Source organism: Achromobacter sp. NCFB-sbj8-Ac1-l, from assembly GCF_052695805.1.
Genome location: NZ_CP199812.1, coordinates 746022 through 769763, shown reverse-complemented (window position 1 = coordinate 769763; position 23742 = coordinate 746022). Strand labels below are relative to the sequence as shown.

The 23742-nt window shown below is 66.6% G+C and carries 25 protein-coding genes and 1 tRNA gene; 16 read left to right on the top strand and 10 right to left on the bottom strand.

Annotation, left to right across the window (positions count from 1 at the left end; all coding sequences use genetic code 11):
- Positions 1–2: 2 nt before the first annotated feature.
- On the bottom strand, positions 3–695 hold the full coding sequence (locus ACUDP5_RS03650; protein WP_263914169.1) for an LrgB family protein: 693 nt from the start codon (positions 693–695) through the stop codon (positions 3–5).
- A complete protein-coding gene (locus tag ACUDP5_RS03645; RefSeq protein ID WP_263914170.1) occupies positions 685–1104 on the bottom strand; it encodes a CidA/LrgA family protein in 420 nt (139 codons plus the stop codon). Before ACUDP5_RS03645 ends, ACUDP5_RS03650 begins: the two co-directional genes overlap by 11 nt.
- 95 nt (positions 1105–1199) lie before the next feature.
- Between ACUDP5_RS03645 and ACUDP5_RS03640 the strand changes: the two genes are divergently transcribed.
- From ACUDP5_RS03640 to ACUDP5_RS03600, 9 genes are all read left to right on the top strand, one after another.
- Positions 1200–2087, top strand: a complete 888-nt coding sequence (locus ACUDP5_RS03640; protein ID WP_445658177.1) for a LysR family transcriptional regulator — start codon at positions 1200–1202, stop codon at positions 2085–2087.
- Positions 2088–2158: 71 nt separating this feature from the next.
- Entirely contained in the window at positions 2159–3046 is an 888-nt protein-coding gene (locus tag ACUDP5_RS03635) for an alpha/beta hydrolase (protein WP_445658176.1), read from the top strand.
- A gap of 187 nt (positions 3047–3233) precedes the next feature.
- On the top strand, positions 3234–4145 hold the full coding sequence (locus tag ACUDP5_RS03630) for a dihydrodipicolinate synthase family protein (RefSeq protein WP_175195575.1): 912 nt from the start codon (positions 3234–3236) through the stop codon (positions 4143–4145).
- A 74-nt stretch (positions 4146–4219) separates the two neighbouring features.
- Positions 4220–4975 carry an ABC transporter ATP-binding protein gene (locus tag ACUDP5_RS03625; RefSeq protein ID WP_263914173.1) on the top strand — a complete coding sequence of 252 codons (756 nt, stop codon included), beginning with the start codon at positions 4220–4222 and terminating at the stop codon, positions 4973–4975.
- The gene (locus ACUDP5_RS03620) at positions 4968–5717 is read left to right on the top strand and encodes an ABC transporter ATP-binding protein (protein ID WP_445658175.1); all 750 of its coding nucleotides are present in this window, start codon (positions 4968–4970) and stop codon (positions 5715–5717) included. Before ACUDP5_RS03625 ends, ACUDP5_RS03620 begins: the two co-directional genes overlap by 8 nt.
- Before the next feature lie 83 nt (positions 5718–5800).
- Complete coding sequence (locus ACUDP5_RS03615) at positions 5801–7006, top strand: ABC transporter substrate-binding protein (protein WP_445658174.1); 1206 nt, start codon at positions 5801–5803, stop codon at positions 7004–7006.
- Positions 7007–7119: 113 nt separating this feature from the next.
- On the top strand, positions 7120–8022 hold the full coding sequence (locus tag ACUDP5_RS03610; RefSeq protein ID WP_263914175.1) for a branched-chain amino acid ABC transporter permease: 903 nt from the start codon (positions 7120–7122) through the stop codon (positions 8020–8022).
- A 1-nt stretch (position 8023) separates the two neighbouring features.
- On the top strand, positions 8024–8989 hold the full coding sequence (locus ACUDP5_RS03605; RefSeq protein ID WP_263914176.1) for a branched-chain amino acid ABC transporter permease: 966 nt from the start codon (positions 8024–8026) through the stop codon (positions 8987–8989).
- Positions 8989–9639 (top strand): GntR family transcriptional regulator, encoded by a 651-nt coding sequence (locus tag ACUDP5_RS03600; RefSeq protein ID WP_025137502.1) that lies wholly within the window; start codon positions 8989–8991, stop codon positions 9637–9639. Before ACUDP5_RS03605 ends, ACUDP5_RS03600 begins: the two co-directional genes overlap by 1 nt.
- Here the strand turns inward: ACUDP5_RS03600 and ACUDP5_RS03595 are convergent.
- Positions 9626–10111: a multidrug/biocide efflux PACE transporter gene (locus ACUDP5_RS03595; protein WP_263914177.1), complete on the bottom strand. Its 486-nt coding sequence runs from the start codon at positions 10109–10111 to the stop codon at positions 9626–9628. The genes ACUDP5_RS03600 and ACUDP5_RS03595 overlap by 14 nt on opposite strands.
- Before the next feature lie 103 nt (positions 10112–10214).
- Here ACUDP5_RS03595 and ACUDP5_RS03590 point away from each other — a divergent pair, with 103 nt between their 5' ends.
- Entirely contained in the window at positions 10215–11078 is an 864-nt protein-coding gene (locus ACUDP5_RS03590) for a LysR family transcriptional regulator (protein ID WP_263914178.1), read from the top strand.
- Between the two features lie 42 nt (positions 11079–11120).
- Here the strand turns inward: ACUDP5_RS03590 and ACUDP5_RS03585 are convergent, their stop codons facing one another.
- A complete protein-coding gene (locus ACUDP5_RS03585; RefSeq protein WP_263914179.1) occupies positions 11121–11987 on the bottom strand; it encodes a ChbG/HpnK family deacetylase in 867 nt (288 codons plus the stop codon).
- Between the two features lie 36 nt (positions 11988–12023).
- Here ACUDP5_RS03585 and ACUDP5_RS03580 point away from each other — a divergent pair, with 36 nt between their 5' ends.
- Complete coding sequence (locus tag ACUDP5_RS03580) at positions 12024–12419, top strand: GtrA family protein (RefSeq protein ID WP_263914180.1); 396 nt, start codon at positions 12024–12026, stop codon at positions 12417–12419.
- Here the strand turns inward: ACUDP5_RS03580 and ACUDP5_RS03575 are convergent.
- Both ACUDP5_RS03575 and ACUDP5_RS03570 read right to left on the bottom strand, forming a co-directional pair.
- Positions 12376–13965: an ArnT family glycosyltransferase gene (locus ACUDP5_RS03575; protein ID WP_445658173.1), complete on the bottom strand. Its 1590-nt coding sequence runs from the start codon at positions 13963–13965 to the stop codon at positions 12376–12378. The genes ACUDP5_RS03580 and ACUDP5_RS03575 overlap by 44 nt on opposite strands.
- A complete protein-coding gene (locus ACUDP5_RS03570; protein WP_263914182.1) occupies positions 13965–15017 on the bottom strand; it encodes a glycosyltransferase family 2 protein in 1053 nt (350 codons plus the stop codon). Before ACUDP5_RS03570 ends, ACUDP5_RS03575 begins: the two co-directional genes overlap by 1 nt.
- 279 nt (positions 15018–15296) lie before the next feature.
- Here ACUDP5_RS03570 and ACUDP5_RS03565 point away from each other — a divergent pair, with 279 nt between their 5' ends.
- The 5 genes from ACUDP5_RS03565 to ACUDP5_RS03545 are packed head-to-tail and all read left to right on the top strand — an operon-like array spanning position 15297 to position 19341.
- Positions 15297–15800: a GNAT family N-acetyltransferase gene (locus ACUDP5_RS03565; RefSeq protein WP_263914280.1), complete on the top strand. Its 504-nt coding sequence runs from the start codon at positions 15297–15299 to the stop codon at positions 15798–15800.
- Between the two features lie 33 nt (positions 15801–15833).
- A complete protein-coding gene (gltS, locus tag ACUDP5_RS03560) occupies positions 15834–17042 on the top strand; it encodes a sodium/glutamate symporter (RefSeq protein ID WP_263914183.1) in 1209 nt (402 codons plus the stop codon).
- Positions 17039–18568: a TAXI family TRAP transporter solute-binding subunit gene (locus ACUDP5_RS03555; RefSeq protein WP_263914184.1), complete on the top strand. Its 1530-nt coding sequence runs from the start codon at positions 17039–17041 to the stop codon at positions 18566–18568. The genes gltS and ACUDP5_RS03555 overlap by 4 nt, the downstream gene beginning before the upstream one ends.
- A gap of 42 nt (positions 18569–18610) precedes the next feature.
- Entirely contained in the window at positions 18611–18874 is a 264-nt protein-coding gene (locus tag ACUDP5_RS03550; protein WP_445658172.1) for a hypothetical protein, read from the top strand.
- On the top strand, positions 18874–19341 hold the full coding sequence (locus ACUDP5_RS03545; protein WP_263914186.1) for a YaiI/YqxD family protein: 468 nt from the start codon (positions 18874–18876) through the stop codon (positions 19339–19341). The genes ACUDP5_RS03550 and ACUDP5_RS03545 overlap by 1 nt, the downstream gene beginning before the upstream one ends.
- 45 nt (positions 19342–19386) lie before the next feature.
- Here ACUDP5_RS03545 and ACUDP5_RS03540 read toward each other — a convergent pair whose 3' ends face one another.
- The 4 genes from ACUDP5_RS03540 to ACUDP5_RS03525 all read right to left on the bottom strand — a co-directional run bounded on the left by ACUDP5_RS03540 (position 19387) and on the right by ACUDP5_RS03525 (position 23731).
- The gene (locus ACUDP5_RS03540; RefSeq protein WP_183003513.1) at positions 19387–19554 is read right to left on the bottom strand and encodes a hypothetical protein; all 168 of its coding nucleotides are present in this window, start codon (positions 19552–19554) and stop codon (positions 19387–19389) included.
- 207 nt (positions 19555–19761) lie between these two features.
- Positions 19762–19836, bottom strand: a tRNA-Val gene (locus ACUDP5_RS03535).
- A 60-nt stretch (positions 19837–19896) separates the two neighbouring features.
- A complete protein-coding gene (gene dnaQ / locus ACUDP5_RS03530; RefSeq protein ID WP_263914187.1) occupies positions 19897–20619 on the bottom strand; it encodes a DNA polymerase III subunit epsilon in 723 nt (240 codons plus the stop codon).
- A 4-nt stretch (positions 20620–20623) separates the two neighbouring features.
- Entirely contained in the window at positions 20624–23731 is a 3108-nt protein-coding gene (locus ACUDP5_RS03525) for an efflux RND transporter permease subunit (protein WP_445658171.1), read from the bottom strand.
- Positions 23732–23742 lie beyond the last annotated feature (11 nt).

Sequence of the window (23742 nt, the reverse complement as noted above, 5' to 3'; positions counted from 1 at the left end):
CTCTAGGCCAGCAAGCCCGCCACCACGGCCGGCGTGACCAGCACGTTGAACAGGCCGGCCATCACCATCACCAGCCCTGCCACGGCGCCCTCTTCGGCCGCCAGTTCGCGAGCCTTGGCGGTGCCGGCACCATGGGCACCCATGCCGAACAGCGCGCCACGTGCCAGGGCCGAACGTAGCGGCAACCAGCCGCGCATCAGTTGGCCGATGGCCGCGCCGAACACCCCCGTGACGATCACGAATACCGCAGTCAGGTCGGGCACGCCGCCGACGTGGGACGACACCGCGATGGCGAACGGCGTGGCCACCGACCGCGGCAGCAGGCTCAGGCGCAGGTCGGGCGGCAAATCAAGCAGGCTGCCCAGCAGCCAGGCGCTGGCGCCAGCGATACTGCTGCCCACTGCCACGCCGGCCACCAGCACCGGCCAGTAACGGCGGATCAGCGCGCGTTGTTCGTACAGCGGCAGCGCGAAGGCGACGATGACCGGACCCAGCATCATCATCAGCCAATGCGAGCCGGACATGTAGTCGCGATAGGTGGTGTGCAAGACCAGGGCCAGGAGCAGCAGCAGGGCCGGCGCCACCACCAGCGTGGACGTCCACCAGTAGGCATAGCGGCGGTAGAACCGCCGCGCGCAGACGTAGGCCAGCACGGTCGCCAGCGGCCAGAAAAGCAGATTGAAATCAGCCTGCATGGCGGTTCATCCAGCGGTAGCAGAGATCGATCGTGAGCGCGGTGCCGGCCATGACCAGCGCGGTGCCCACCAGGATGATGACCAACAGCTTCAGGCCGAGCACGCCCAGGAATTCGCGGTGATCCAGCAACGACATCACCGCCGGCACGAAGAACAGCAGCATCTCACCCAGCAGCCAGTTGGCGCCACGATGCACATTGCGCACGCGCAACAGGCCGCTGGCCAGCAGCGCCAGCACCAGCGCCATGCCGATGACGCCGCCCGGCACCGGCAGGCCGGCGGCGTTGGCCAGCGCCTGCCCCAGCAGCGAAAACAGGATGAGCAGGCTGATCTGCAGCACGCGGCTGCGGCGCAGCAGGCTGCGCAAACGGACGGGGGTGCGGGCAGGAAACAAGAGCAGGGGTGACATGGGGGCAGTTCCAGCGGATGGGAACGTTTTACGCCGGTGCGGGCCATAGATAAAATGAATTTGTTGAATTCACATTATTCGAAATAGGCATAGCCATGGATCTGCGTACCCTGCGCGCGCTGGTGGAAGTGGTTCGCCAAGGCGGTTTTTCCCAGGCGGCCAAGACGGTGTTCGCGACCCAGCCCACGGTCAGCAAGGCCGTGCGGCAGCTGGAAGACGAAGTCGGCATGCCTTTGCTGGACCGCCAGGCCCAGCCGCCGCGGCTGACCGAGGCCGGCGACATCGTCTATCGCCGCGCCGTGAAAATGTTGGCCGAACGCGACGACCTGTACGCCGAACTGGATGAACTGCGCGGCCTGACGCGCGGTGTGCTGCGCCTGGGCCTGCCGCCGCTGGGCAGCAATGCGCTGTTCGCGCCCATGTTCGCGCGCTTTCGCAGCCGTTATCCGCGCATCGAGATCAGCCTGCTGGAACACGGCGGCCACCGGCTGGAAGAGATGGTCATGGCCGGCGACATCGAACTGGCCGCCTCGCTGCGGCCGGAATCGGCCAATTTCGAATGGCAGCCGGTGGCGCGCGAACCGCTGATCGCGCTGCTGCCCGCCGACCACCCCTGCGCCGGCGAAGCGTCCGTGGGCCTGGCCGATCTGCGCGATTCGCCTTTCATTCTGTTCGAAAGCGGTTTCGCGCTGAACCGCATCATCCAGGACGCCTGCCTGCGGGCGGGCTTTGCGCCCGCCGTCGCGGCCCGCAGCGGGCAGATCGATTTCATCGTGGCGCTGGTGACGGCGGGACTGGGCGTGGCCTTCCTGCCACGCATCAAGGCCGACGAGGAACGCTGCGCGGGCGTGGCGCAGGTGCCGCTGCGCGATGCCCGGACGGAATGGGAAATGGGCCTGGTGTGGCGCCGGGGCGGCTACCTGTCGCAAGCGGCGCAGGCCTGGCTGGCGCTGGCCCGCGAGATGCATCCGGATACGGCTTGATGCGATCGGCTGCCGGGCAGCGTTGTATGCTGCCGGCGGAACCGCGCCCGTCCGCGCGGGTCATATTTCCCATGCCCGCCCTGCCCCGATTCACTTTCCGCCGCCTGTTCGGCGCCGCCCTGCTGACCGCCGCCGGCGTGGTTGGCTGCTCGCAGCTGGATTCCTGGCAGCGGCAGACCATCTTTTCGCCGCAATCCGAGCCCCAGACCTGGTGGCGGGAACCCGCCGCAGGCACCCAGGTGTACGACCTGGCGCTGGCCAACGGCGACAAGGTGCGCGCCTGGTACTGGCAAAGCCCGCAGGCCAATGCCCCCACCGTGCTGTACCTGCATGGCGCGCGCTGGAACCTCAATGGCAGCGCCTTTCGCATCGACGGCTGGACCCGCATGGGCTATTCGGTGCTGGCGATCGACTACCGCGGCTTCGGGGCGTCCACGCCGCGCCTGCCGTCCGAGGCCAGCGCGCTGGAAGACGCCATGGCCGGGCTGAAGGAACTGGCGCGGCTGCAGCCGGACGCGTCCCGCCGCTTCGTCTACGGGCACAGCCTGGGCGGGGCCATCGCCATCGACCTGGCCGCGCGACCCGAACAACCCGACTTCGCCGGGCTGATCGTCGAAGCCAGCTTCACCAGCATCGGCGCGATGCTGGCGACCATGAAGTGGGGCCGCGTGCCGGGGGCCGGCTTGCTCGTCACCCAGCCGTTCGCGTCGGTCGACAAGCTGGGCGACATGCACACGCCCATGCTGTTCCTGCACGGCACCGCCGACCGCGTGGTGCCGCACACCATGAGCGACGAACTCTATGCCGCCGCCCGCAACGTATCGCCGGACCTGAAGCGGCTGGTCAAGATCGAAGGCGCCACCCACTCGGGCGCCTTCCGCAGCGGCGCCCAGTACGAGAAGGCCGTGAAGACCTTCATGCAGGACGCCAGCCGGGCGTTCCAGCGCAAGTCGGGCTGACTGGCCCGCCCTGCGGTTGGCAGGCGCCGCCCTGCCGCCGCGTTCCCTTCTATCACCTGCCCCGGGGAAAACCCGCTCTCGGGAAAGCCCCAAATCAAAATATCTTCTAAATATATTTAACCGATATTAGACTTTCTCCTGCCCGCCGCTCCCCCCTCGCGGCGCCGGCCTTACGAGGAGAACCAAGTTGAGTAACGTGCGTTGGCAGGGCGTCTTTCCTGCCGTAACCAGTAAGTTCCATGCCGACGAAACCCTCGACTTCGAAGCCATGCGCAAGCATTTCGGCTTCCTGATCGACAACGGCGTACATGGCCTTGTCACCTGCGGTTCGCTGGGCGAAGCCAGCACCCTGACGCTGGAAGAAAAGCTGGCCGTGACGCGTTGCGCCGTGGAAGTCAGCGCCGGCCGCATTCCGGTGCTGGCCAATGTGTCCGAAACCAGCACCCGCGAAGCGCTGCGCTTCATCAAGGAAGCCGTGGCCCTGGGCGTGGACGGCTTCATGCTGATGCCGTCGCTGATCTACGTGGCCGATTCACGCGAGGCGATGCAGAGCATCCGCACGATGGCCGAAGCCGCAGCCAAGCCTTGCATGATCTACAACAACCCGGTGGCCTACCGGGTGGACCTGAAGCCGGAACACATGGCCGAGCTGGCCGATTGCAAGTGGCTGGTGGCCATCAAGGAAAGCAGCGACGACATCCGCCGCGTGACCGACCTGCGCAATGCGCTGGGCGACCGCTACCAGTTGTTCATCGGCGTGGACGACCTGTCGTTCGAAGCCCTGGCGCTGGGCGCGGACGGCCTGCTGGCCGGGCTGGTGACCGCCTTCCCGCGCGAAACCGTGGCGCTGTATGACCTGATGAAGGCCGGCAAATGGCAGGAAGCGCTGGCGCTGTATCAATGGTTCACGCCGCTCCTGCACCTGGATGTGTCGACCAAGCTGGTGCAGAACATCAAGCTGGCCGAAACGCTGGCCGGCGTGGGCAACGAGCACGTACGCCGCCCGCGCCTGCCGCTGGTGGGCGCCGAACGCGAACGCTGCACCGCCATCATCGAGGCGCAGCTGGCCAAGCGGCCGCGCCAATACCAGTCGAAGTAAGCCACCCAGCCCCGGATCAAGGATAGGCGTGGCCCCCAAAGGCCGCGCCATCCTCCCGCAGCCTCTCGGACACCATGCAAAGCGACATCATCCTTCAGACCCGGGGCCTGACCAAGGAATTCCGCGGTTTCGTGGCGGTCAACGACGTCAACCTGAGCGTCAGGCGCGGGGCGATCCATGCGTTGATCGGACCCAACGGCGCGGGCAAGACCACGGTCTTCAACCTGCTCACCAAGTTCCACATTCCCACGCGCGGCCAGATCGTCTACGACGGCGTGGACATCACCGCCGAACGGCCGGCGCAGACCGCGCGCCGCGGCATCGTGCGTTCGTTCCAGATTTCCGCCGTGTTCCCGCAACTGTCGGTGCGCGAGAACGTGCGCGTGGCGCTGCAACGCAAGCTGGGCGTGGACTACTGCTTCTGGCGCTCGGAAAGCACGCTGGAACGGCTGCACCAGCGCGTGGACGAATTGCTGGACCAGGTGGGCCTGCGCGGCCAGCTGGACGTGGCGGCCGGCGACCTGCCCTACGGCCGCAAGCGCACGCTGGAAATCGCCACCACCCTGGCGCTGGAGCCCGAACTGCTGTTGCTGGACGAACCCACGCAGGGCATGGGCCACGAAGACGTGGACCGGGTCAAGCATCTGATCAAGCAGGTGTCTGCGGGCCGCAGCATCCTGATGGTGGAACACAACATGAAGGTGGTGGCCGATATCTGCGATGCCATCACCGTTTTGCAGCGTGGCGAAATCCTGGCCGAAGGGCCGTATGCCGAGGTCGCGGCCAACCCGGCGGTGCGCGAAGCGTACATGGGAGCGGAAGATGAATGAGACCCTGGCGATCGACACTCCCGTGCAGCGCGACACGACCTCGCAGGCCATGCTGGAAATCCGCGACCTGCACGCCTGGTACGGCGAATCGCACATCCTGCACGGCATCGACCTGGACGTCAGGGCCGGCGAATGCGTGACGCTGCTGGGCCGCAACGGCGCCGGCCGCAGTTCGACCCTGAAATCGGTACTGGGCCTGGTCGGACGGCGCAGCGGCTCGATCAAGGTGATGGGCCAGGAAACCATCGCCCTGCCGCCGCACAAGATCGCCCGCAAGGGCATCGGCTACTGCCCGGAAGAACGCGGCATCTATGCATCGCTGACCGCCGAGGAAAACCTGATGCTGCTGCCCTCGGTGGGGCCCGGCGGCATGTCGATCGATGAGATCTACGCCATGTTTCCCAACCTGAAAGAGCGTGCCCACAGCCCCGGCACGCGGCTTTCCGGCGGCGAGCAGCAGATGCTGGCGATGGCGCGCATCCTGCGCACCGGCGCGCGCCTGCTGCTGCTCGATGAAATCACCGAGGGCCTGGCCCCGGTGATCGTGCAGGCCTTGGGCCGGGTGATCCGGCAATTGAAAGAGCGCGGCTACACCACCGTGCTGGTCGAGCAGAACTTTCGCTTCGCCCAGCACCTGGCCGACCGCCACTACGTCATCGAGCACGGCCAGGTGGCCGCCGTGATCGACCGGGCCGACGTGCAGCAGTCGCAAGACCGGCTGAACGCGCTGCTCGGCATCTGACAGTTCGCGCGGTTCCCCGTCGTTGCAGTGGCCCCTGGTTTTCCGACCGCAGTTCCCCCCATTCCTATCCGGAGCGTAGTCAGATGAAATTGAATCGAATCGCAGCAGCGTTGTGCACCCTTGGCCTGGCAGGCATAGCCCACGCCCAGGGCGGCATCAGCGACGACGTCGTCAAGGTCGGCGTGCTGACCGACCTGTCGGGCGTGTATTCCGACCTGGCCGGCAACGGCTCCGTGATCGCGGCCCGCATGGCGGCCGAGGAAATGGGCAACAAGGTGCTGGGCAAGCCGGTGGAAGTGGTGGCCGCCGACCACCAGAACAAGCCCGATGTCGCCGCCAACCTGGCGCGCGAATGGTTCGACCAGGGCAAGGTCGACATGATCACCGACTTTCCCACCGCGTCGACCGCGCTGGCCGTGATGGAAATCGCCCGGCAGAAGAACCGCGTGACGATGCCGTCGGCCGGCCTGTCCACCGCCATCCTGGGCGAGAAGTGCTCGCCCCTGAATGCGCAATGGACCACCAACACCTACGCCCTGGCGGCCGGCACGGCGCGCGCGCTGGTCAAGGAAGGCAAGAAGACCTGGTACTTCATCACCGCCGACTACACCTTCGGCCACTCGCTGGAAAAGGACGCCACCGAGGTCATCCAGGAAAACGGCGGCAGCGTGGTCGGTGTATCGCGCCACCCCTTCCCCGGCAACGACTTCTCGTCGTTCCTGCTGAAGGCGCAGGCGTCCAAGGCCGATGTGATCGCGCTGGCCAACGCCGGCAACGACACGGTCAACGCGGTCAAGCAGGCCAACGAATTCGGCATCACCAAGAAGCAGATCGTGGCGCCGCTATTGACGTATATCTCGGACGTGCACAGCATGGGCCTGGCCAAGGCGCAGGGCATGTACCTGACCGAGGCCTTCTACTGGGACTTCGACGACGCCTCGCGCGCCTGGGCCCGCAAGTTCTTCGACAAGGCCAAGAAGATGCCGACCGCTTCGCAGGCGGGCGTGTATTCGGCCACGCTGTCGTACCTGAAGGCCGTCGAGGCGGCCGGCACCGACGACGCCCCGACCGTGATGGCCAAGCTGCGCGAGATGACCATCAATGACGCCGTGATCCGCAACGGCAAGCTGCGCGCCGACGGCGCGCTGGTGCACGACATGCTGCTGTTGCAGGTAAAGCCGCCCGCCGAGTCCAAGGCACCGTGGGACTACTACCACGTGAAATCGGTGCTCAAGGGCGAAGAGGTGTTTCCCAAGCCCCAGGCCGCCTGCCCGTTGAACAAGTCGTAAAGCGTGGCCGGCGCCGGGCGGTCACGCCCGGCGCCGGTTCGACCCGCACGAGGCGTGCGCCGTGCGCGCCTTCCTGGAAACCGACGCGTCCGCGTGTCCGCCTGCCGCCCACTATGTTCGACATCTCGCTTCCCGCCCTGCTCGCCCAACTGCTGGTGGGGCTGATCAACGGCTGCTTCTACGCCATTCTCAGCATGGGGCTGGCCATCATCTTCGGCCTGCTCAATATCGTCAATTTCACCCATGGCGCCCAGTTCATGATGGCGGCGTTCCTGGCGTGGATCGGCTTCACGCAGTTGCCGCAACTGCTGGGCCCCGGCGTGCAGGTCAACTTCTGGGCGGCGCTGGTGCTGGCGCCGCTGATGGTCGGCGCGGTCGGCGTGGTGATCGAAAAGACGCTGCTCAAGCGCCTTTATCACCTGGACCACCTGTACGGCCTGCTGCTGACCTTCGGCATCGCGCTGATGATGGAGGGGGGCTTTCGCTACTTCTACGGCATTTCCGGCGTGGGCTACGAGCCGCCCGAGATCCTGCAGGGTGGCTTCGACCTGGGCTTCATGTTCCTGCCCGCTTACCGCGCCTTCGTGGTGGTGGCGTCGCTGTCGCTGTGCCTGGTGACGTGGTACCTGTTCGAACGCACCCGGCTGGGCGCGCTGCTGCGGGCCGGCACCGAAAACGCCCGGCTGCTGCAGGCCTTTGGCGTGAACGTGCCCGTGATGATCACCCTGACCTACGGCTTTGGCGTGGCGCTGGCCGGCGTGGCCGGCGTGCTGGCCGCGCCGGTGATGCAGATCAATCCGCTGATGGGGTCCAACCTCTTGAACATCGTGTTCGCGGTAGTGGTGATCGGCGGCCTGGGTTCGATCATGGGCGCCATCGTTACCGGCCTGGCGCTGGGCCTGCTCGAAGGCCTGGCCAAGGTGTTCTACCCCGAAGCGTCCACCGTGGTCGTGTTCATCGTGATGGCGGTGGTGCTGCTGATGCGCCCCGCGGGCCTGTTCGGCAAGGAGAAATAAGGTGTCCCGCTTCCCCCTTTCGATCCGCATCCTGGCGCTGTTGCTCGTGCCGGCCCTGCTGGTGCCGTTTTTTCCGCAGGTGGTCTATCCGGTGTTCGTCATGAAGGTGCTGTGCTTCGCGCTGTTCGCGCTGGCCTTCAACCTGTTGACCGGCTTCACCGGCCTGGTGTCGTTCGGCCATGCCGCGTTCTTCGGCTGGGCGGGCTATGCCGCCGGCCAGATGATGATCCTGTACGGCGCGGCCGGCCTGCCGCCCGAAATCGCCATGCTGTGCGGCGTGGCCATGGCCGCCGCCATCGGCTATGCGATCGGCTGGCTGGCCATCCGCCGCACCGGCATCTATTTCGCGATGATCACGCTGGCGCTGTCGCAGGTGGCGTACTTCATGGCAGTGCAGGTGAAGTGGACGCGCGGCGAGGACGGCATGCAGGGCATCCCCCGAGGCAAATTCCTGGGGTTGCTCGACCTGAGCTCGGACACCCACATGTACTACTTCGCGCTGGGGGTCTTCGTGCTGGGATTCCTGTTCGTGTATCGGGTGATCCATTCGCCCTTCGGACAGGTGCTCAAGACCATCCGCGACAACGCGCCGCGGGCGATTTCACTGGGGTACGATACGGATCGGTGCAAGCTGCTGGCTTTCGTGCTGTCCGCCTCGGTCGCTGGCCTGGCCGGCTCGCTCAAGGCGCTGGTGCTGCAATTGGTGGCGCTGAACGACGTGTCGCTGGCCACCTCCACCGAGGTGCTGCTGATGACCCTGCTGGGCGGCATCGGCACCGTGTGGGGCCCCGTGGTGGGCGCCACCCTGGTGGTCAGCCTGCAGAACTACCTTGCCACCCTGGGCGATGTCGTCACCATCGTCATCGGGTTGATTTTCGTGTTGTGCGTGTCGTTCTTCCGGCGCGGGTTCGTCGGCGAATGGCTGGCCTACACGCAGTGGCGCAAAACGAAGGAAAACAATAATTGATGGCCGGAGCAGAACCCAAACGGCGCGCCGCCGACGTCGCCTACGACCAGATCGAAAGCATGATCGCCACACTGCAATTGCAGCCGGGCAGCGCGGTGGTGGAGGCCGACCTGGTCGAGAAGACCGGCCTGGGCCGCACCCCGCTGCGTGAAGCGCTGCTGCGCATGGTGGCGGCCGGGCTGATCCGCCAGGAACCGCGCCGCGGGCTGCGGGTGTCGATGATCCAGCTGGCCGACCACATGGACCTGATCCAGACCCGCCGGGCGCTGGAACAACTGATTGCCGCCAGCGCCGCGCGCCGCGCCACGCCCGCCCAGCGCAGCCAGATCGTGGAATGCGCGGCCCAGATGATCCGCGCGGCCGAAGGCGGCAACCTGGATGACTACATGCAGGCGGACCAATCGCTGGACCACGTCTGCCACAACGCCTGCCGCAACGTGTCCGCCGTGAATGCGGTGGAACCGCTGATCATCCAGTGCCGCCGCTTCTGGTATGCCTACCAGCACGAAGGCGACATTACGGAGGGCGCGCGGCGCCACATGGCCATGGCCGAGGGCATCGCCACGGGCGACGCCGCCGCGGCCATCCGTGGCGCGGATTCGCTGATGGACTACCTGGAGATGTTCACGCGCAAGGTCATTGACGCGTAGCGGCGGCGGGGGTCGCCGGCTCGGCCGCGTCGGTGGCGCCGCGCGCCAGCCAGGCCATGACGCGCGGGCGGGCCCGGTCGTAGCCCAGGTTGTAGAAGAACGCATAGGGCAGGTAGAACAGCACCAGCGCGATGTCGAGCACGAACGCCTGCCAAAGGCTGATCTGCAGCCACCAGGCCGCCAGCGGAATGACGATCAGGATCAGCCCCAGCTCGAAGCCGAACGCATGCACCACCCGCACACGCAGGTTGCGGGTGATGCCCAGCCGGTTTTCCAGGCGGTCGAACGCGGCGTTGTAGATCATGTTCCAGACCAGCGCGATCCAGGCGATCACCGCGGTCAGCACGCCCATTTCGAACAGCGACTTGCCCATGGCCCAGGCCGCGACTGGCGCGCACAGGCCGATGGCCAGGATTTCGAACAGGAAGGCGTGGAAAAAGCGTTCTTTGAGGGTTTTCTTGGCTTGCGTCATGACCCACCTGAGGTCGGTTGCTTGAGTAACCCGGCGATTTTCGACGATATTTCCGGTACGATAAAGATGATATCCATCGGAAAAACCGATACCAAAAACTACCATGCGCCATTCCCTCGAGTCCCTGGCCACCTTCGCCCAGGTCGCCGCCGAAGGCACGTTTTCCGCCGCGGCCCGCAAGCTGGGCAAAAGCCAATCCACCGTCAGCGAAACCATCGCCAATCTCGAAGTGGACCTGAACGTGACCCTGTTCGACCGCAGCCAACGCCAGCCTGCGCTGACCGAGGCCGGCCAGGTGCTCTTGACCCAGGCCTTGCAGGTGCTGGCCGCGAACGACCGCCTGAACCGCAGCGCCAGCCAGCTGTCGGCCGGGCTGGAGCCCCGACTGACCGTGGTGCTGTCGGACACGTTTCAGTCCGAAACCTTTGAAAACATGCTCAGCCAGATCGACGAGCGCTACCCGGCGCTGCGCTTCGAATGCCTGATCGCTGAATACGAAGACGTGGTGGCGCTGGTGCAGCAGGGCCGCGCCCACTTGGGGCTGATGGCGGCGCAGAACAGCTACCCGCCGGACATGGCGCATGCCAGCCTGCGCGATGCGTCCGAGATCGTGCTGTGCGTGGGCCGCAGCCATCCCCTGGCAGCGCTCAAGGGCGTCACGGCGGACCACCTGAAGAACGAACGCGAACTGCGCCTGAGCACCTATGAGCTGGACGACAAGGAACCCGCCCCGTCGCAATCGACCTGGTCGGCGCCGGGCTACCTGATGCTGCTGGAAATGGCCAACCTGGGTTTCGGCTGGGCCGAACTGCCGCGCTGGATGCTGCAGCGCTTTGGCCGCGGACAACTGGTGGAACTGGCCGTGCCGGGCTGGCCCAGGCAGATTCGGGTGGATGCGGTGTGGTCGACCCGGCGGCCGCTCGGGCCGGCCGGTGCGTGGTTGCTGCAGAATTTGACGCGGGCCTAGGCGGAATGGCCGCGTAGATGCCGCTTCGAGCCCTGCCCGGCCTTAGCCGGCGGCGGCTTGCCGGCGCGGTGTGCGGTGCGCTTGCACAGCGACGCCGGCCAGCACGGCCGGCAGGCGCGTGATGCGCACGCCGTTGGCGGACAGCCAATCGCCCAGCTTGGGGCTGGCCAGCACGTCGTATTCAGCCCGGCGCTGGCGCGCCATGGCACTGCCGCCCTGGCTGTCCAGCGCCGGATGGCACATCAAGAGGTCGCCATCCTGGGCATTGAACAACCAGTTCTGCAGCAGGTCGGCATAGCGCCGCTTGCCGCCTTCGAACCCATATACGCCCAGCAGGCGGCGGTTGGTGCGCAGGCCTTCCTTGCGGGCCTGGCGGCCCAGTTCGGCCGCGCCCAGCGCGCCGATGATGCGGGCCTTGATCGATTCCTTGGCAGGAATGCCGCAAAGCGCGCCGGGCGTGGTCTGGCGCAGCCAGGGCATGCTGGCGCCATAGCGGCGCTTGAGCAGACGCAGCAGGCGTTCACGAATGACAGGCAGCTGGTGCACGTGCTGGTGGCCGTCCACGTAGTCGGGCGCGCCGCCGAACGCCGCTTCGAACGCATCGAACTGGCGTTCAAGGCGCTGGTCGACCCAGGCCGCATCGAGCTGGCGGGCGTAGGCGCGCAGGATCAGGCGCGACAGCGACGGCACGTCGGCATCGTCCGGACCCAGCGATTCGGAGAAGTTCAGATGCAGGCCGATGTCGACATCCAGGGCCGCCAGGCGCGGCGCGTTGGCGGCAAAGGTCGGGCCTTGCACGAGGCAGCTGACGGCGCTGAGGCGGCCCATGCCGGCCAGCGCAATCATGCCTTCATCGATATCGGCATTCATGCCAAAATCGTCACCGCAGACCACTATGCGTTTGCTCATGCTTTCACCCCGCCATTCTTCTTCGACACGCCCCACATGCGCGCCCTGCTTCAACAAGTCAGTCTGTTCATCGCCGTCGGATGCGCAGCGGCCGCCACGCACTGGGGCGTCGCCGTTGCCTGCGTCGAGGCCCTGGGCGCCGCGCCGCTCCTGGCCAACCTGATCGGCTGGCTGGTGGCGTTCGTGGTTTCCTTCAGCGGGCACTACCGGCTTACGTTCAGACATTCCCACACACCCTGGACCATAGCAGTCCGCCGTTTCTTCTTCATTTCAGCCGTCGGCTTCATCATCAATGAATCCGCTTACGCCTGGTTGCTGCGCGTAACGGCCGTACGCTACGACATCCTGCTGGCCCTCATTCTTATCGCCCTGGCGGTGGCCACCTTCATCACGAGCCGGCTTTGGGCATTCCGCCACAAGCCCGCTGCTTGAAGGCGGCATCCGCCACCACCTGCCAGATCACGTATTTCACGCTGGTCGCCACCGGCTGCAAGCCTTGCAGCGCCCGGTAATTGCCGCCGTCCGAACTGGTGCCCCAGACCCAATAGCGCGAGCCTTCCGGCGCGGCGCACAGGCGGGCATCGAACTCCTCCCGGCTGATCAACACCTGCTTGCCGACCTGCGGTTCGAACTTGGCGGCGTCGTAGAGTTCTTTGCGCCAGTTGTCGCGCACCGGCACGTCCGGATTGAGCCAATCGTCCACCACCCATGAAGGCTGGGGCGCCTGGGCATACAGTGCCAGGTCGAACGGATAGGTATGCAGCGATACATACGTATCGCCCGGCTGCGCCAGCGGGCGGATCACGGCGGCCAGCGGGCCCGCGCTGCCGCGGGCGCTGTGCGCGGCGATGCCGATCGCCAGCACGCAGATGCCTGCGCCGACACCGACGCAGATGCGCACCAGCCGGGGCGCCAGCGTATCGTCCTTCTGGCGCCAGGCGGCAACGATGACTTCGGCCAGCAAGAAGGCCAGCGCCGGCAACGCAGGCAGCACGTAGCCGACCAGCTTGGAATTGGGCAGCGAGAAAAAACCGACCACGACGACGAACCAGATCAGGGCCAGGCGGCGCAGGTCACGCTGCGGGCCTTCCGCCCAGAACGCCTTGCGCAGGATGCCGCCGCCCCACAACGACCAGGGCAGCGCCAGCCCCACCACCACCGGCAGGTAGAACCAGAACGGCTGGGCATTGTTGAAGCCGCCTTCGGCAAAACGCTGGAAGTGCTGGTAGACGAAGAAATAGTCGTAAAAGCCGGGGTAGCGGATCTGCATCAGCACGAACCACGGCACGGCGACTGCCGCGAACACCAGCAATGCAGGCGGCCATACCAGCGCGGCCAGGCCGCGCCAGCGACGGCTCCAGACCAGCCAGATGAACAGAATCGCACCGGGCAGCACCAGGCCGATCAGGCCCTTGGCCAGTACCGCCAGCCCTGCCAGCGCGGCGGCGGCCAGAGACATCCAGCGATAGGCCTGGCCGCGTTCGACGCGCAGCGCGGTGTCCGCCGCGGCCAGCACGCACAGCGTGATCAGGCCGGCGACCAGCATGTCCAGGTTGGCGAACTGCGAACCGCCATAGAAGAACGGCAAGGTGGCCAGCACCAGGGCGGTGATGGTCGCGCTGGCGACATCGCGGTAACGCCGCACGAACGCGTAGAGCGCGGCAATGGCGGCCCAGGATGCCAGCAGCGAGGGCACGCGAGCGGCCCACGGATGCACGCCGAACAGCGTGAACGACAGTTCGGTCATCCAGTAGTACAGCGGCGGTTTGTGGAAATACGGCATGCCATCGAGCAGCGGCACGGCATGCGAGCCGCTGCGCAGCATGTCCCAGGCGACGCCGGCATAGCGGCCTTCGTCGGGCAGCGTCAGGGGCCTGACCCAGGCCAGGAAGGCAAGCCAGAAGCCGATCGCGAGCAGGAACCATCCCGCCGGCGGGATCCATTCGGAGCGCGCCGGGCGTTGCATAACGGTGCTCATCAGTGTGCGGCCTTGTCGGAGCGGGCGGCGTGCCCCTGGCGGCGGCGCACCACGAACAGCGGGCGCCCCTTGACCTCGTCGAAGATACGGGCGACGTATTCGCCCACCACGCCCAGCGAAATCAGGTTGACGCCGGCAAAGAACAGCACCGCCGTAACGATCGTGGTCCAACCGGATACTGCGTTGCCGGACACCAGGTATTCGCCCACCAGGTAGGTCGCGTAGGCCATTGCCAGGACGGCGAACAGCAAGCCAACCAGGCTGACCAGGCGCAGCGGCCAGGTGGTGAAGGCGGTCAGGCCATCCAGGGCCAACCGCGCCAGGCGCATGTTGCCGAAGCGGCTGTCGCCATGCATGCGCTCGTCGGGCGTGTAGGGCAGCGCTTCGCCCTTGAAGCCCACCCAGGCGTACAGGCCCTTCATGAAACGGGTACGTTCGGGCAGGGCATTGAGCGCATCCACCACGCCACGGTCCATGAGACGGAAGTCGCCGGCATGGGCCGGCACGTCGACGCCGCGGGCGCCGCTGAGCAGCTTGTAGAACCAGCGTGCGCCCGTGCGCTTGATCCAGGATTCGTCGTTGCGGGTTTCGCGCACGGCATAGACCATTTCGGCGCCGGCGGCCCAGCGGGCCAGCATCTGCTCGATCAGCGCGGGGGGATGCTGCATGTCGGCGTCCAGGCAGATGACCACGTTGCCCGTGGCACTTTCCAGGCCGGCGCTCAGCGCGGCTTCCTTGCCGAAATTGCGCGACAGTTGCACGTAGCGAAAGCCGTCGTACTGGGTCCATTCGGCCATCAGCGCTTCGGTGCCATCCGTGCTGCCATCATCGGCCACGATGATTTCCCAGCCACTGCACAGCGCGGCCAGGCGGCTGCGCAGCAACGGCAGCAGCACGCGCAGGTTCTCGCATTCATTCAGGCAGGGAATGACGCAAGTCACGCAGGTGTCGTAGGGCACGTTGGCGGCAGCCGTCGGCCAGACCGTTTCCAAGGGAAACGCTTTGGCCAGGACTTGCTGCCCCATGGGCTCGGACCGGAATTGGATGTGCATAGGACTTTGAAAAACGGGTATGCGGGACGGTATGACAGGCAGTATGCGCAGCCCCTCGTCGAATTTTCATGAAATGCCTCGACGGCCATATCGCATCCCTTGCGAGGATTCTAAAAAGCCGGACGGGCCAAATGTATAAAGCCGTATAAAGCCCGGTGAATCTCTGTCCCCGATATGTGAAAGGACGTAAAGCACCGGGGCCAGGTCGCTGCCCCCAGACCGGTAAAATGCGCGAAGTTCTTGTTTTCCAAGGGTGTTATGCAATATCAAGTCCGCCCCATGCTGACCGGCGACGTCGATGCCATCCTGCAGGTCCAGGCCCAGGCTTACCCGGGCTTTCTGCTGGAAAGCGCTGAATTCTTCCTGAACCGGCTGGCGCTCGCGCCGGCGTATTGCTGGGTGGCGCAAGCCGCGGCGCCGAAGGCCGCGGAGGCTGTGCTGGGCTATCTGGTGTCGTACCCGTGGGACGCAGGCCTGCCACCCACGCTGGACGCACCGCTGACGACCCTGCCCAAACCAGCCGATCACTGGTTCCTGCACGACTGCGCGGTGGCGCCGTCGGCCCAGGGCCTGGGCGTCGGGCAGGCGCTGCTGCAAGCCGCGGCCCAGGCCGCCATGCAGTGCGGTTTACAGCGGGCCAGCCTGGTATCGCTGGGGTCCGCGGTGGGGTATTGGGTCCGCCACGGCTATGCGCCCGTTGCGGCCGGCGGGCAAGACCTGGCGGCCAAGCTTGAAGGCTACGGGCCGCAAGCCCGCTACATGGCGCGTGCATTTCCGCTTTGAATTGACTGCGCCCCGCGGGGCGCGAAGGTATCCATGATTTCGCTTTCCCCCGTCCAATCCCTGCTGGCCTGCTGCCTGGTGCTCGCCATCGGCCGCGTGCTGACCACCCGGATCGGCGTGCTGGCGCGCTACAGCATCCCCGACCCGATCGTCGGCGGGCTGCTGTTCGCCATCGCGGCCTACCTGCTGTCCACCTGGGGCGGCGTGTCGGTTGCCCTGGAAACCAGCATCAAGCCGACGTTGTTGCTGCTGTTCTTCGGCTGCATCGGCCTGACGGCCAACCTGAAGCTGCTGGCCAAGGGCGGCCCGCGCCTGATCGCATTCCTGCTGGCGCTGATTCCTTTCCTGGTGCTGCAGAACGCGGTGGGGCTGGGCATGGCCTGGCTGCTGGACATGCATCCGCTGATGGGTCTTTTGGGCGGCACCATCACGCTGGTGGGCGGGCACGGCACGGGCGCGGCCTATGCCACCCGCTTTGCCGACGTCAACAACATCCAGGACGTGATGGCCCTGGCCATGACCGCGGCCACCATCGGGCTGGTGCTGGGCGGCGTGGTGGGCGGCCCGGTGGCCGAATGGATCATGCGGCGCCACAAGCTGCGCGGCAGCCTGGACCCGCAAGCCGACGGCGGCCACGAAGCGCCCGACCTGGGCGAGGCGCAGGCGCCGTCGACCTCGGCGTCGTTCATCACGTCCATGACCGCCGCCTTCGTCTGCCTGGTAGCTGGCGGCTTCCTGGCGACGCTGGTGGAAGGCGCGCCCGTCAGCCTGCCCAACTTCCTGTGGTGCCTGGCGACCGGCGTGCTGATCCGCAACGGCGGCGAACGCCTGGGCTTGAAGCTCGATGACCGCGCCACCGAGATCATCGGCACCATCACGCTGTCGCTGTTCCTGGCCATGACGATGATGACGCTGGACCTGTCCAGCGTGGCGCGGCTGGCCGGCCCGCTGGCGCTGATCCTGGCGGTGCAGACGCTGTTCTGCGCGCTGTACGCGGCATTGGTCGTGTTCCGGCTGCTCAGGCGCGATTACGAGGCCGCCATCATGTCGGCCGCGTTCTGCGGCTTTTCGCTGGGCGCCACGGCCACCGCCATCGCCAACATGCAGGCGCTGACGCGCCGCCACGGCCCGGCGCCGCAGGCCTTCATCGTGGTGCCGGTGACCGGCGCCTTCCTGGTGGACATCCTGAACGTGATCGTGCTGACGTCCCTGATCTCCTTGCCGTTCGTGGGGGGGATGTGAGCATGCTGCAACGCTTCGTACTGATCGCCCTGTGCCTGCTGCTGGCCGCCTGCGGCCGCGCGCCCGATACCGATGCGCTGCGCGCGGACGTCGAGCGCGGCCTGGCCGCCACCTATGGCGCGGACCTGTTCCGCATCGATGACATCAAGCGCATGGGCTCGGCGGCCGACAGCAGTGCGCCGGCCGGCGAAACCCGCCGCGTGGTCTATTACGACCTGCGGCTGGAAGTGACACGCGACATCTCGCTGGGCGCGTGGGACCAGCCCGGCGCCGCCGCCCTGGTGACGCTGCTGGGCGCGGGCCCGCGCAGCATCAGCGGCGTGAAATCCAGCGGCAACCAGGCCGGCGACCGCATCGTGGCGCACGCCAGCGCCATCTACCGCAAGGATGGCGATACCTGGGCACTGGTGACGCCGGCGGGCTTCAAGGCCGCCGAGGCGCCGTCGCTGGACACCGGCGCGCCGCCGCCCGTCACGCAGCGGCTGCTGGAGACCCTGGACCAGATCACCCATTCGGTCGCCTACAGCGCGTCCAGCACCGCGCAGCACGTGGTGCAGCAGGAACTGGAACGCTCGGTCGCCCGCATCAACGGCCGGCTGGCGCGCATGCAGCAAGGCTATCCCTTGGCTGGCGGCCCGGACCGCGGCGAGTACGTCACCTTCGCCCGCGCACTGGGCAACGTGGGCCAGGCCCGCCAGATCCGCGTGACGCCGCTGATCACCGGCGGCGGCGCCGAGAACATCGCCCTGCTGCGCAGCGGCGATGCGGTCGTCGGGCTGGCCCAGGCCGACACGGCCAAACTGGCCTACGAAGGCCGCGGCCCGTTCGCCGCGCAAGGCCCCTTCACGGGACTGCGGGCGCTGGGCAGCCTGTACCCCGAAATGGTGCACATCGTCGTGCGCGATGACGCGGGGCTGCGCAATGTGCGCGACCTGAAGGGCAAGAAGATCGCCATGGGCGCCGAAGGCTCGGCCGTGCGCGCCACGCTGGAAACCGTGCTGGCCGCGCATGGCCTGCAGGCAGGTCGCGACTACGAGGCCGTGCCCGCCACGTTCACCGGATCGCTGTCGGCGTTGAATTCGGGTGCGATCGACGCCGCCGCGCAGGTGATCGGCGTGCCGGCCACGCCGCTGCGCGACGCGCTGACCCAGGCGCACCTGATGCTGCTGCCGCTGGACCCCGCCGCGGTCAAGGCCCTGGCGGCCCAGGACAGTGCGCTGATGCCGATGGACATCGTGGCCGGCACCTACCCCAACCAGCCCGAACCGGTCGCCACCGTGGGCATGGCCGCGCTGCTGCTGACCACGTCCGACCTGACCCGTGACGAAGCCCTGCAAGTGGTGCGCGCGGTCTACCAGACCGGCCAGGACCTGCTGGCCGCCGGCTCGGCCCAGGGCGCCCAGGTCAGCGTGGCGACCGCCCGGCGCGGCCTGACGGTGCCGCTGCATGACGGCGCCGAGGAAGGGCTGGCCGCGCTGGAACATCCCAAACCCCGTCCGGCGCCCGCCGAACCCGGCAAGCCTTGACGCCGCTTGCGCTTATGATTGCGGTCCCAATCAGGAATCTTCATGAATAAATTCGATCTGCAAAAGAACCAGGCGCTGAAACTGGCCGGCCAACTCAAGCAAGCCGCCACGCCCGACCGTTTCGGCACCGCCTCGCAGGCGCCCGACCGCCGCGAGCAGCGCAAGCTGGACCAGGCCGCCGGCCTGGTGCCGTTTCCGCTGAAGCTGTCGCAGGCCCAAGCCGGCCAGTTGCGCGCCGCCGCCGCCGAACGCGGCGTCACCACCCACGACATCGTGGCCGAGGCCCTGCAGAAGGCCCTGGGCTGATGCATATCTGGGTCGATGCCGACGCCTGCCCCGGGGTCATCAAGGACATCCTGTTTCGCGCTGCGCAGCGTTGGCAGGTGCCGCTGACCCTGGTGGCCAACCAGGCGCTGCACACCCCGCCGTCGCCGCTGATCCGCGCGGTGCAGGTGCCGCGCGGCTTTGACGTGGCCGACGACCATATCGTCGAACGCGCGGCCGCGGGCGACCTGGTCATCACCGGCGACATTCCGCTGGCGGCGCAGGTGCTGGAAAAAGGGGCAATGGCGTTGAATCCGCGCGGCGAACGCTATTCGCCGGAAACCATCCGCGAGCGGCTGGCGGTACGGGACATGATGGAAGAATTGCGCGCCGGCGGGGTGGATACGGGCGGACCGCCCTCGTTCAGCCAGGCGGACCGCAAGGCCTTCGCCAACCAGCTCGATACGCTGCTGGCCCGGGTGGCGCGCCAGGCCGCGGCCAAGGGTTGACCGGCGCCGCCCGCCCTGCCGGGGCGGGCGCGGACTACGCAGTCATCAATAGAACGTGATGTACGCCTTGTAGATGATGGTGCCGATGGCCGTGATGAGGCCGACGCCCATCAGGCCCATGCCGATATTGCGGTCCCGCAGTCCGAACCCGACCAGCATGAGCGCCACGCCGGTGACGATGATGATCAACATGGTGTTGGTGCTGGGGTGCATAAGGGTCTCCCGGAGCGTCGATTTCAGCTTCCATGATAGACAACCCCAGGGACGATCGCGCGCAAGCGCCAACGCCAGGCTTGCGCCACGTCAAAGACGGCGCAGAAAACAAAAAAGCCAACCGCTGGGGTTGGCTCTATTGCTTTGCACTGCTATCTCGAATCACGCTCACCCGCTTTGCAGCCAGGCAGGTTCTTCGAGGGTCTTTGGTGGGTGGTACAAGTTTCGAACTTGTGACCCCTGCCGTGTGAAGGCAGTGCTCTACCACTGAGCTAACCACCCCGAAAGAGGCGAAATATTAGCACGCTTTTTTGAAAGTGTGCAAGTCGCCCGTGAAAAAGTTCAGCTGACCGCCGCCGGCACGTCGATCTTGCGCCAGACGCATTCACCGCCGACCGACTTGTCCAGCGCCGCCAGGTAGGTTTCGTGCTCGGCCAGTTCGGCCTCGCTGGCTTTCACCACCGGCAGGCCTGAGGCATCGAAGCGGGCCAGCACCACGCCGCCATTGGCGCCCTGGTCGTTGTCGTCCACGTCGATCAGCAGCGCGTCCTGGCCGCGAGTCATGGCCAGCCAGACTTCGGCCAGCAACTGCGAGTCCAGCAACGCGCCGTGCAGGGTACGGTGGGCGTTCGAAATGCCGAAGCGGTCGCACAGCGCGTCCAGCGAGTTGCGCTTGCCGGGGAACAGCGAGCGCGCGTGCAGCAGCGAGTCGGTGATCGTCTCGCAGTATTCGGTGATGACGCCGCGGCCGGTCTTGGCCAGCTCGGCGTTGAAGAACTTCACGTCGAATGCGGCGTTGTGCGCGATCAGCTCGGCGCCCTGGATGAACTTGACGAATTCGTCGGCCACGTCCGCAAAGCGCGGCTTGTCGGACAGGAACTCAGTGGTCAGGCCGTGCACCGCCAGCGCCTCGGGGTCGCTGTCGCGGTCCGGATTCAGGTAGATGTGCAGGTTGTTGCCGGTGGCCATCCGGTTGACCAGTTCGACGCAGCCGATTTCGACGATGCGGTGTCCCTGGGCGGGATCCAGCCCGGTGGTTTCAGTGTCAAAGATGATCTGGCGCATAAAGCTATTCCGACGCTTGGGCCGCAGACGCCGGCGGCGTCGGGGCATCCGGCTCGGGATGCGCTGCGCTGCCGGCGGGGCCGGGTTTCTTGCGTGCGGTGGCGATCAGGGTGTAGGCCACCGGCACGACGAACAAGGTCAGTAGTGTACCCAGCATCAGTCCGCCCACCAGGACCCAGCCGATCTGCTGGCGCGATTCGGCGCCCGCGCCCGTCGACAGCGCCAGCGGCACGGTACCCAGCACCATGGCCCCCGTGGTCATCAGGATCGGCCGCAGGCGCAGCACGCTGGCCTCGGTGACGGCCTCGAACAGCTCCCTGCCCTCGTCGCGCAGCTGGTTGGTGAATTCCACGATCAGGATGCCGTGCTTGGTGATGAGGCCCACCAGGGTGATCAATCCGATCTGGCTGTAGATCGACAGCGTGCCGCCGGTCAGGTACAGGGCCAGCAGCGCGCCGGTCATGGACAGCGGCACCGACAGCATGATGATGAACGGGTTGCGCCAGCTTTCGAACTGCGCGGCCAGCACCAGGTAGATGAAGGCCAGCGCCATGGCGAAGACCAGGTAGATGCTGCCGGACGAGTCGCGGAATTCGCGCGACTGGCCGTCCAGGTCGGTCACCACCGTGTTGGGCAGGACTTCACGGGCCACCTGGTGCATGTGGGTCAGCACCTCGCCCAGCGCGTAGCCCGGCGCCACGGCGGCGTCGATCTTGACCGCGCGCAGGCGGTTGAAGTGGTTCAACGACTGCGGCGACACGCCTTCGTGCACGCCCAGGAGGTTGTCCAGCTGCACCATGCTGCCATCGCGCGCCCGGATGTGGATGCCGGAAATATCGGTGGGGTTGGCGCGGTCGCGCGGGGTCACCTGCACGATCACGTCGTACTGCTCGCCCTGGTCTTTGTAGCGCGTGACCTGGCGGCCGCCCAGCATCGATTCCAGCGTGCGGCCCACGGTATCGACGTTGGCGCCCACGTCCGCCATCTTGTCACGGTCCACCCGCACCCGCAGTTCGGGGGTGTTCAGGCGCAGGTCCGTATCCAGGTTCATCAGACCCGGATACTTGCGCAGCTCGGTCAGGAATACCTCGGTCAGGCGGGCCAGCTCTTCATAGGACGCCTGGCTCATGATGATGAATTCCACCGGCTTGGACCGGGCGGACTGGCCCAGCGACGGCGGGTTGGTGGGAAACGCGCGCACGCCAGGCAGCGACGAGAACAGCGGCTGCAGTTCCTGCGTGATGGCCTGCTGCTTGCGGCCGCGCTCTTCCCAGGGTTTCAGGCGCAGGATGGCGGTGCCGTCGGTGACCGTGGGAAAGCCCACCGTGACCTGGCTGCCGCTGGCTTCGGGAATGGCCGCGTAGAACCCTTCGATGCCCTGCATGCTGTCCAGCGTGTAGTTCAGCGTGGCGCCTTCGGGTGCGCTGACGATGCCGAACACCACGCCGCGGTCTTCGATGGGCGCCAGTTCGCTCTTGACCACCTTGAACAGCACGCCGCTGCCGGCGGCCACGGCCACGCCGATGACGACCACCAGCCAGCGGTGCCGCAGCGAGGCGCCCAGCAGGCGGCGGTAGCCGTTGCTCATGCCGTTGAGCCAGCCTTCGATCAGGTTGTACCAGCGGCTGTGGCTGCTCTGGTGGCGCAGCAGCACCGAGCACATCATGGGCGTGAGCGTCAGGGCCACGAAACCGGATACCAGCACGGCGCCGGCCAGCGCCAGCGCGAACTCGATGAACAGGCGCCCGGTGCGGCCGGTGGCGAACGCCAGCGGCGCGTACACGGTGACCAGGGTCATGGTCATGGCCACCACGGCAAAGCCGATCTCGCGCGAGCCGCGCAGCGCGGCCTCTTTGCGCGGCATGCCGTCTTCGATGTGGCGGAAGATGTTCTCCAGCACCACGATGGCGTCGTCCACCACCAGGCCGATGGCCAGCACCATGGCCAGCAGCGTCAGCGTGTTGATGGAAAAGCCGAACAGGTACATCAGCGCGCAGGCGCCCACCAGCGACACCGGAATGGTGACGATGGGGATGATGCTGGCCCGCAGGTTGCGCAGGAAGAAGAAGATCACCAGCACCACCAGGATGATGGCTTCGCCGATGGTGTGGAACACCGAATCGATCGACCGCTCGATGAACACCGACGAGTCATACGCAATGGTGAGCTTCATGCCGGCCGGCAGGTTCTCGTTCAGGCGCACGATTTCCTCGCGCGCCGCCTTGGACAGTTCCAGCGGGTTGGCGGTGGACTGGCGCGTGACGCCGATGTTGATGGCCGGCTTGCCATTGAACCGCGACAGCACGCGGTCATTGGCGGCGCCGATCTCGACCTTGGACACATCGCGCAGCCGCACCGGATAGCCCTTCACGTTGGCGACGATGACGTTCTCGAACTGGGCCGGCGTCTGCAGGTCGGTGGACGACACCACCGAGAATTCACGGGCCCGCGACTCGATGCGGCCGGCGGGAATCTCGACGTTCTGGCTGCGCAGCGCGGTCTCGACGTCCTGCACGGTCAGGCCGTAGGCGGCGAGCTTGTCGCGGTCGACGTAGATGCGCATGGACGGCAGCCGTTCGCCGAACACGCGCACTTCGGCCGCCCCCGGCAGCACCGACAGCCGCGTCTTGATGTAGCGGTTGATGTAGTCGGACGTCTGGATCGCCGAGTACGAACCGGATTCCACCGCGATGTAGATGATGGGCTGGGAATCGGCCTCGACCTTGCCGATGATGGGCTCGTCGATCTCGTCGGGCAGAAAGCGCCGGGCGCGCGAGACCTTGTCGCGCACTTCGGCCGCCGCCGCGTCCGGATTGCGCGACAGGTTGAACTTGATGTTGATCAGGCTGCGCTCGGAGCGGCTGCGCGACGTCATCACGTCCACGCCCTCGATGCCGGCCAACTGGTCTTCCAGCGGCTTGGTCACCTGCGATTCGATCACCTCGGGCGAGGCGCCCTTGTAGGTGGTGTCCACCGACACGATGGGTTCGTCGATCTTGGGGTATTCGCGCACCGTCAGGCGGGAATACGAGATCAGGCCGATCAGGACGATGATCAGCGACAGCACCGACGCGAACACCGGCCGATTGATACAGGTTTCGGAGATACGCATGGGCGGCCGCT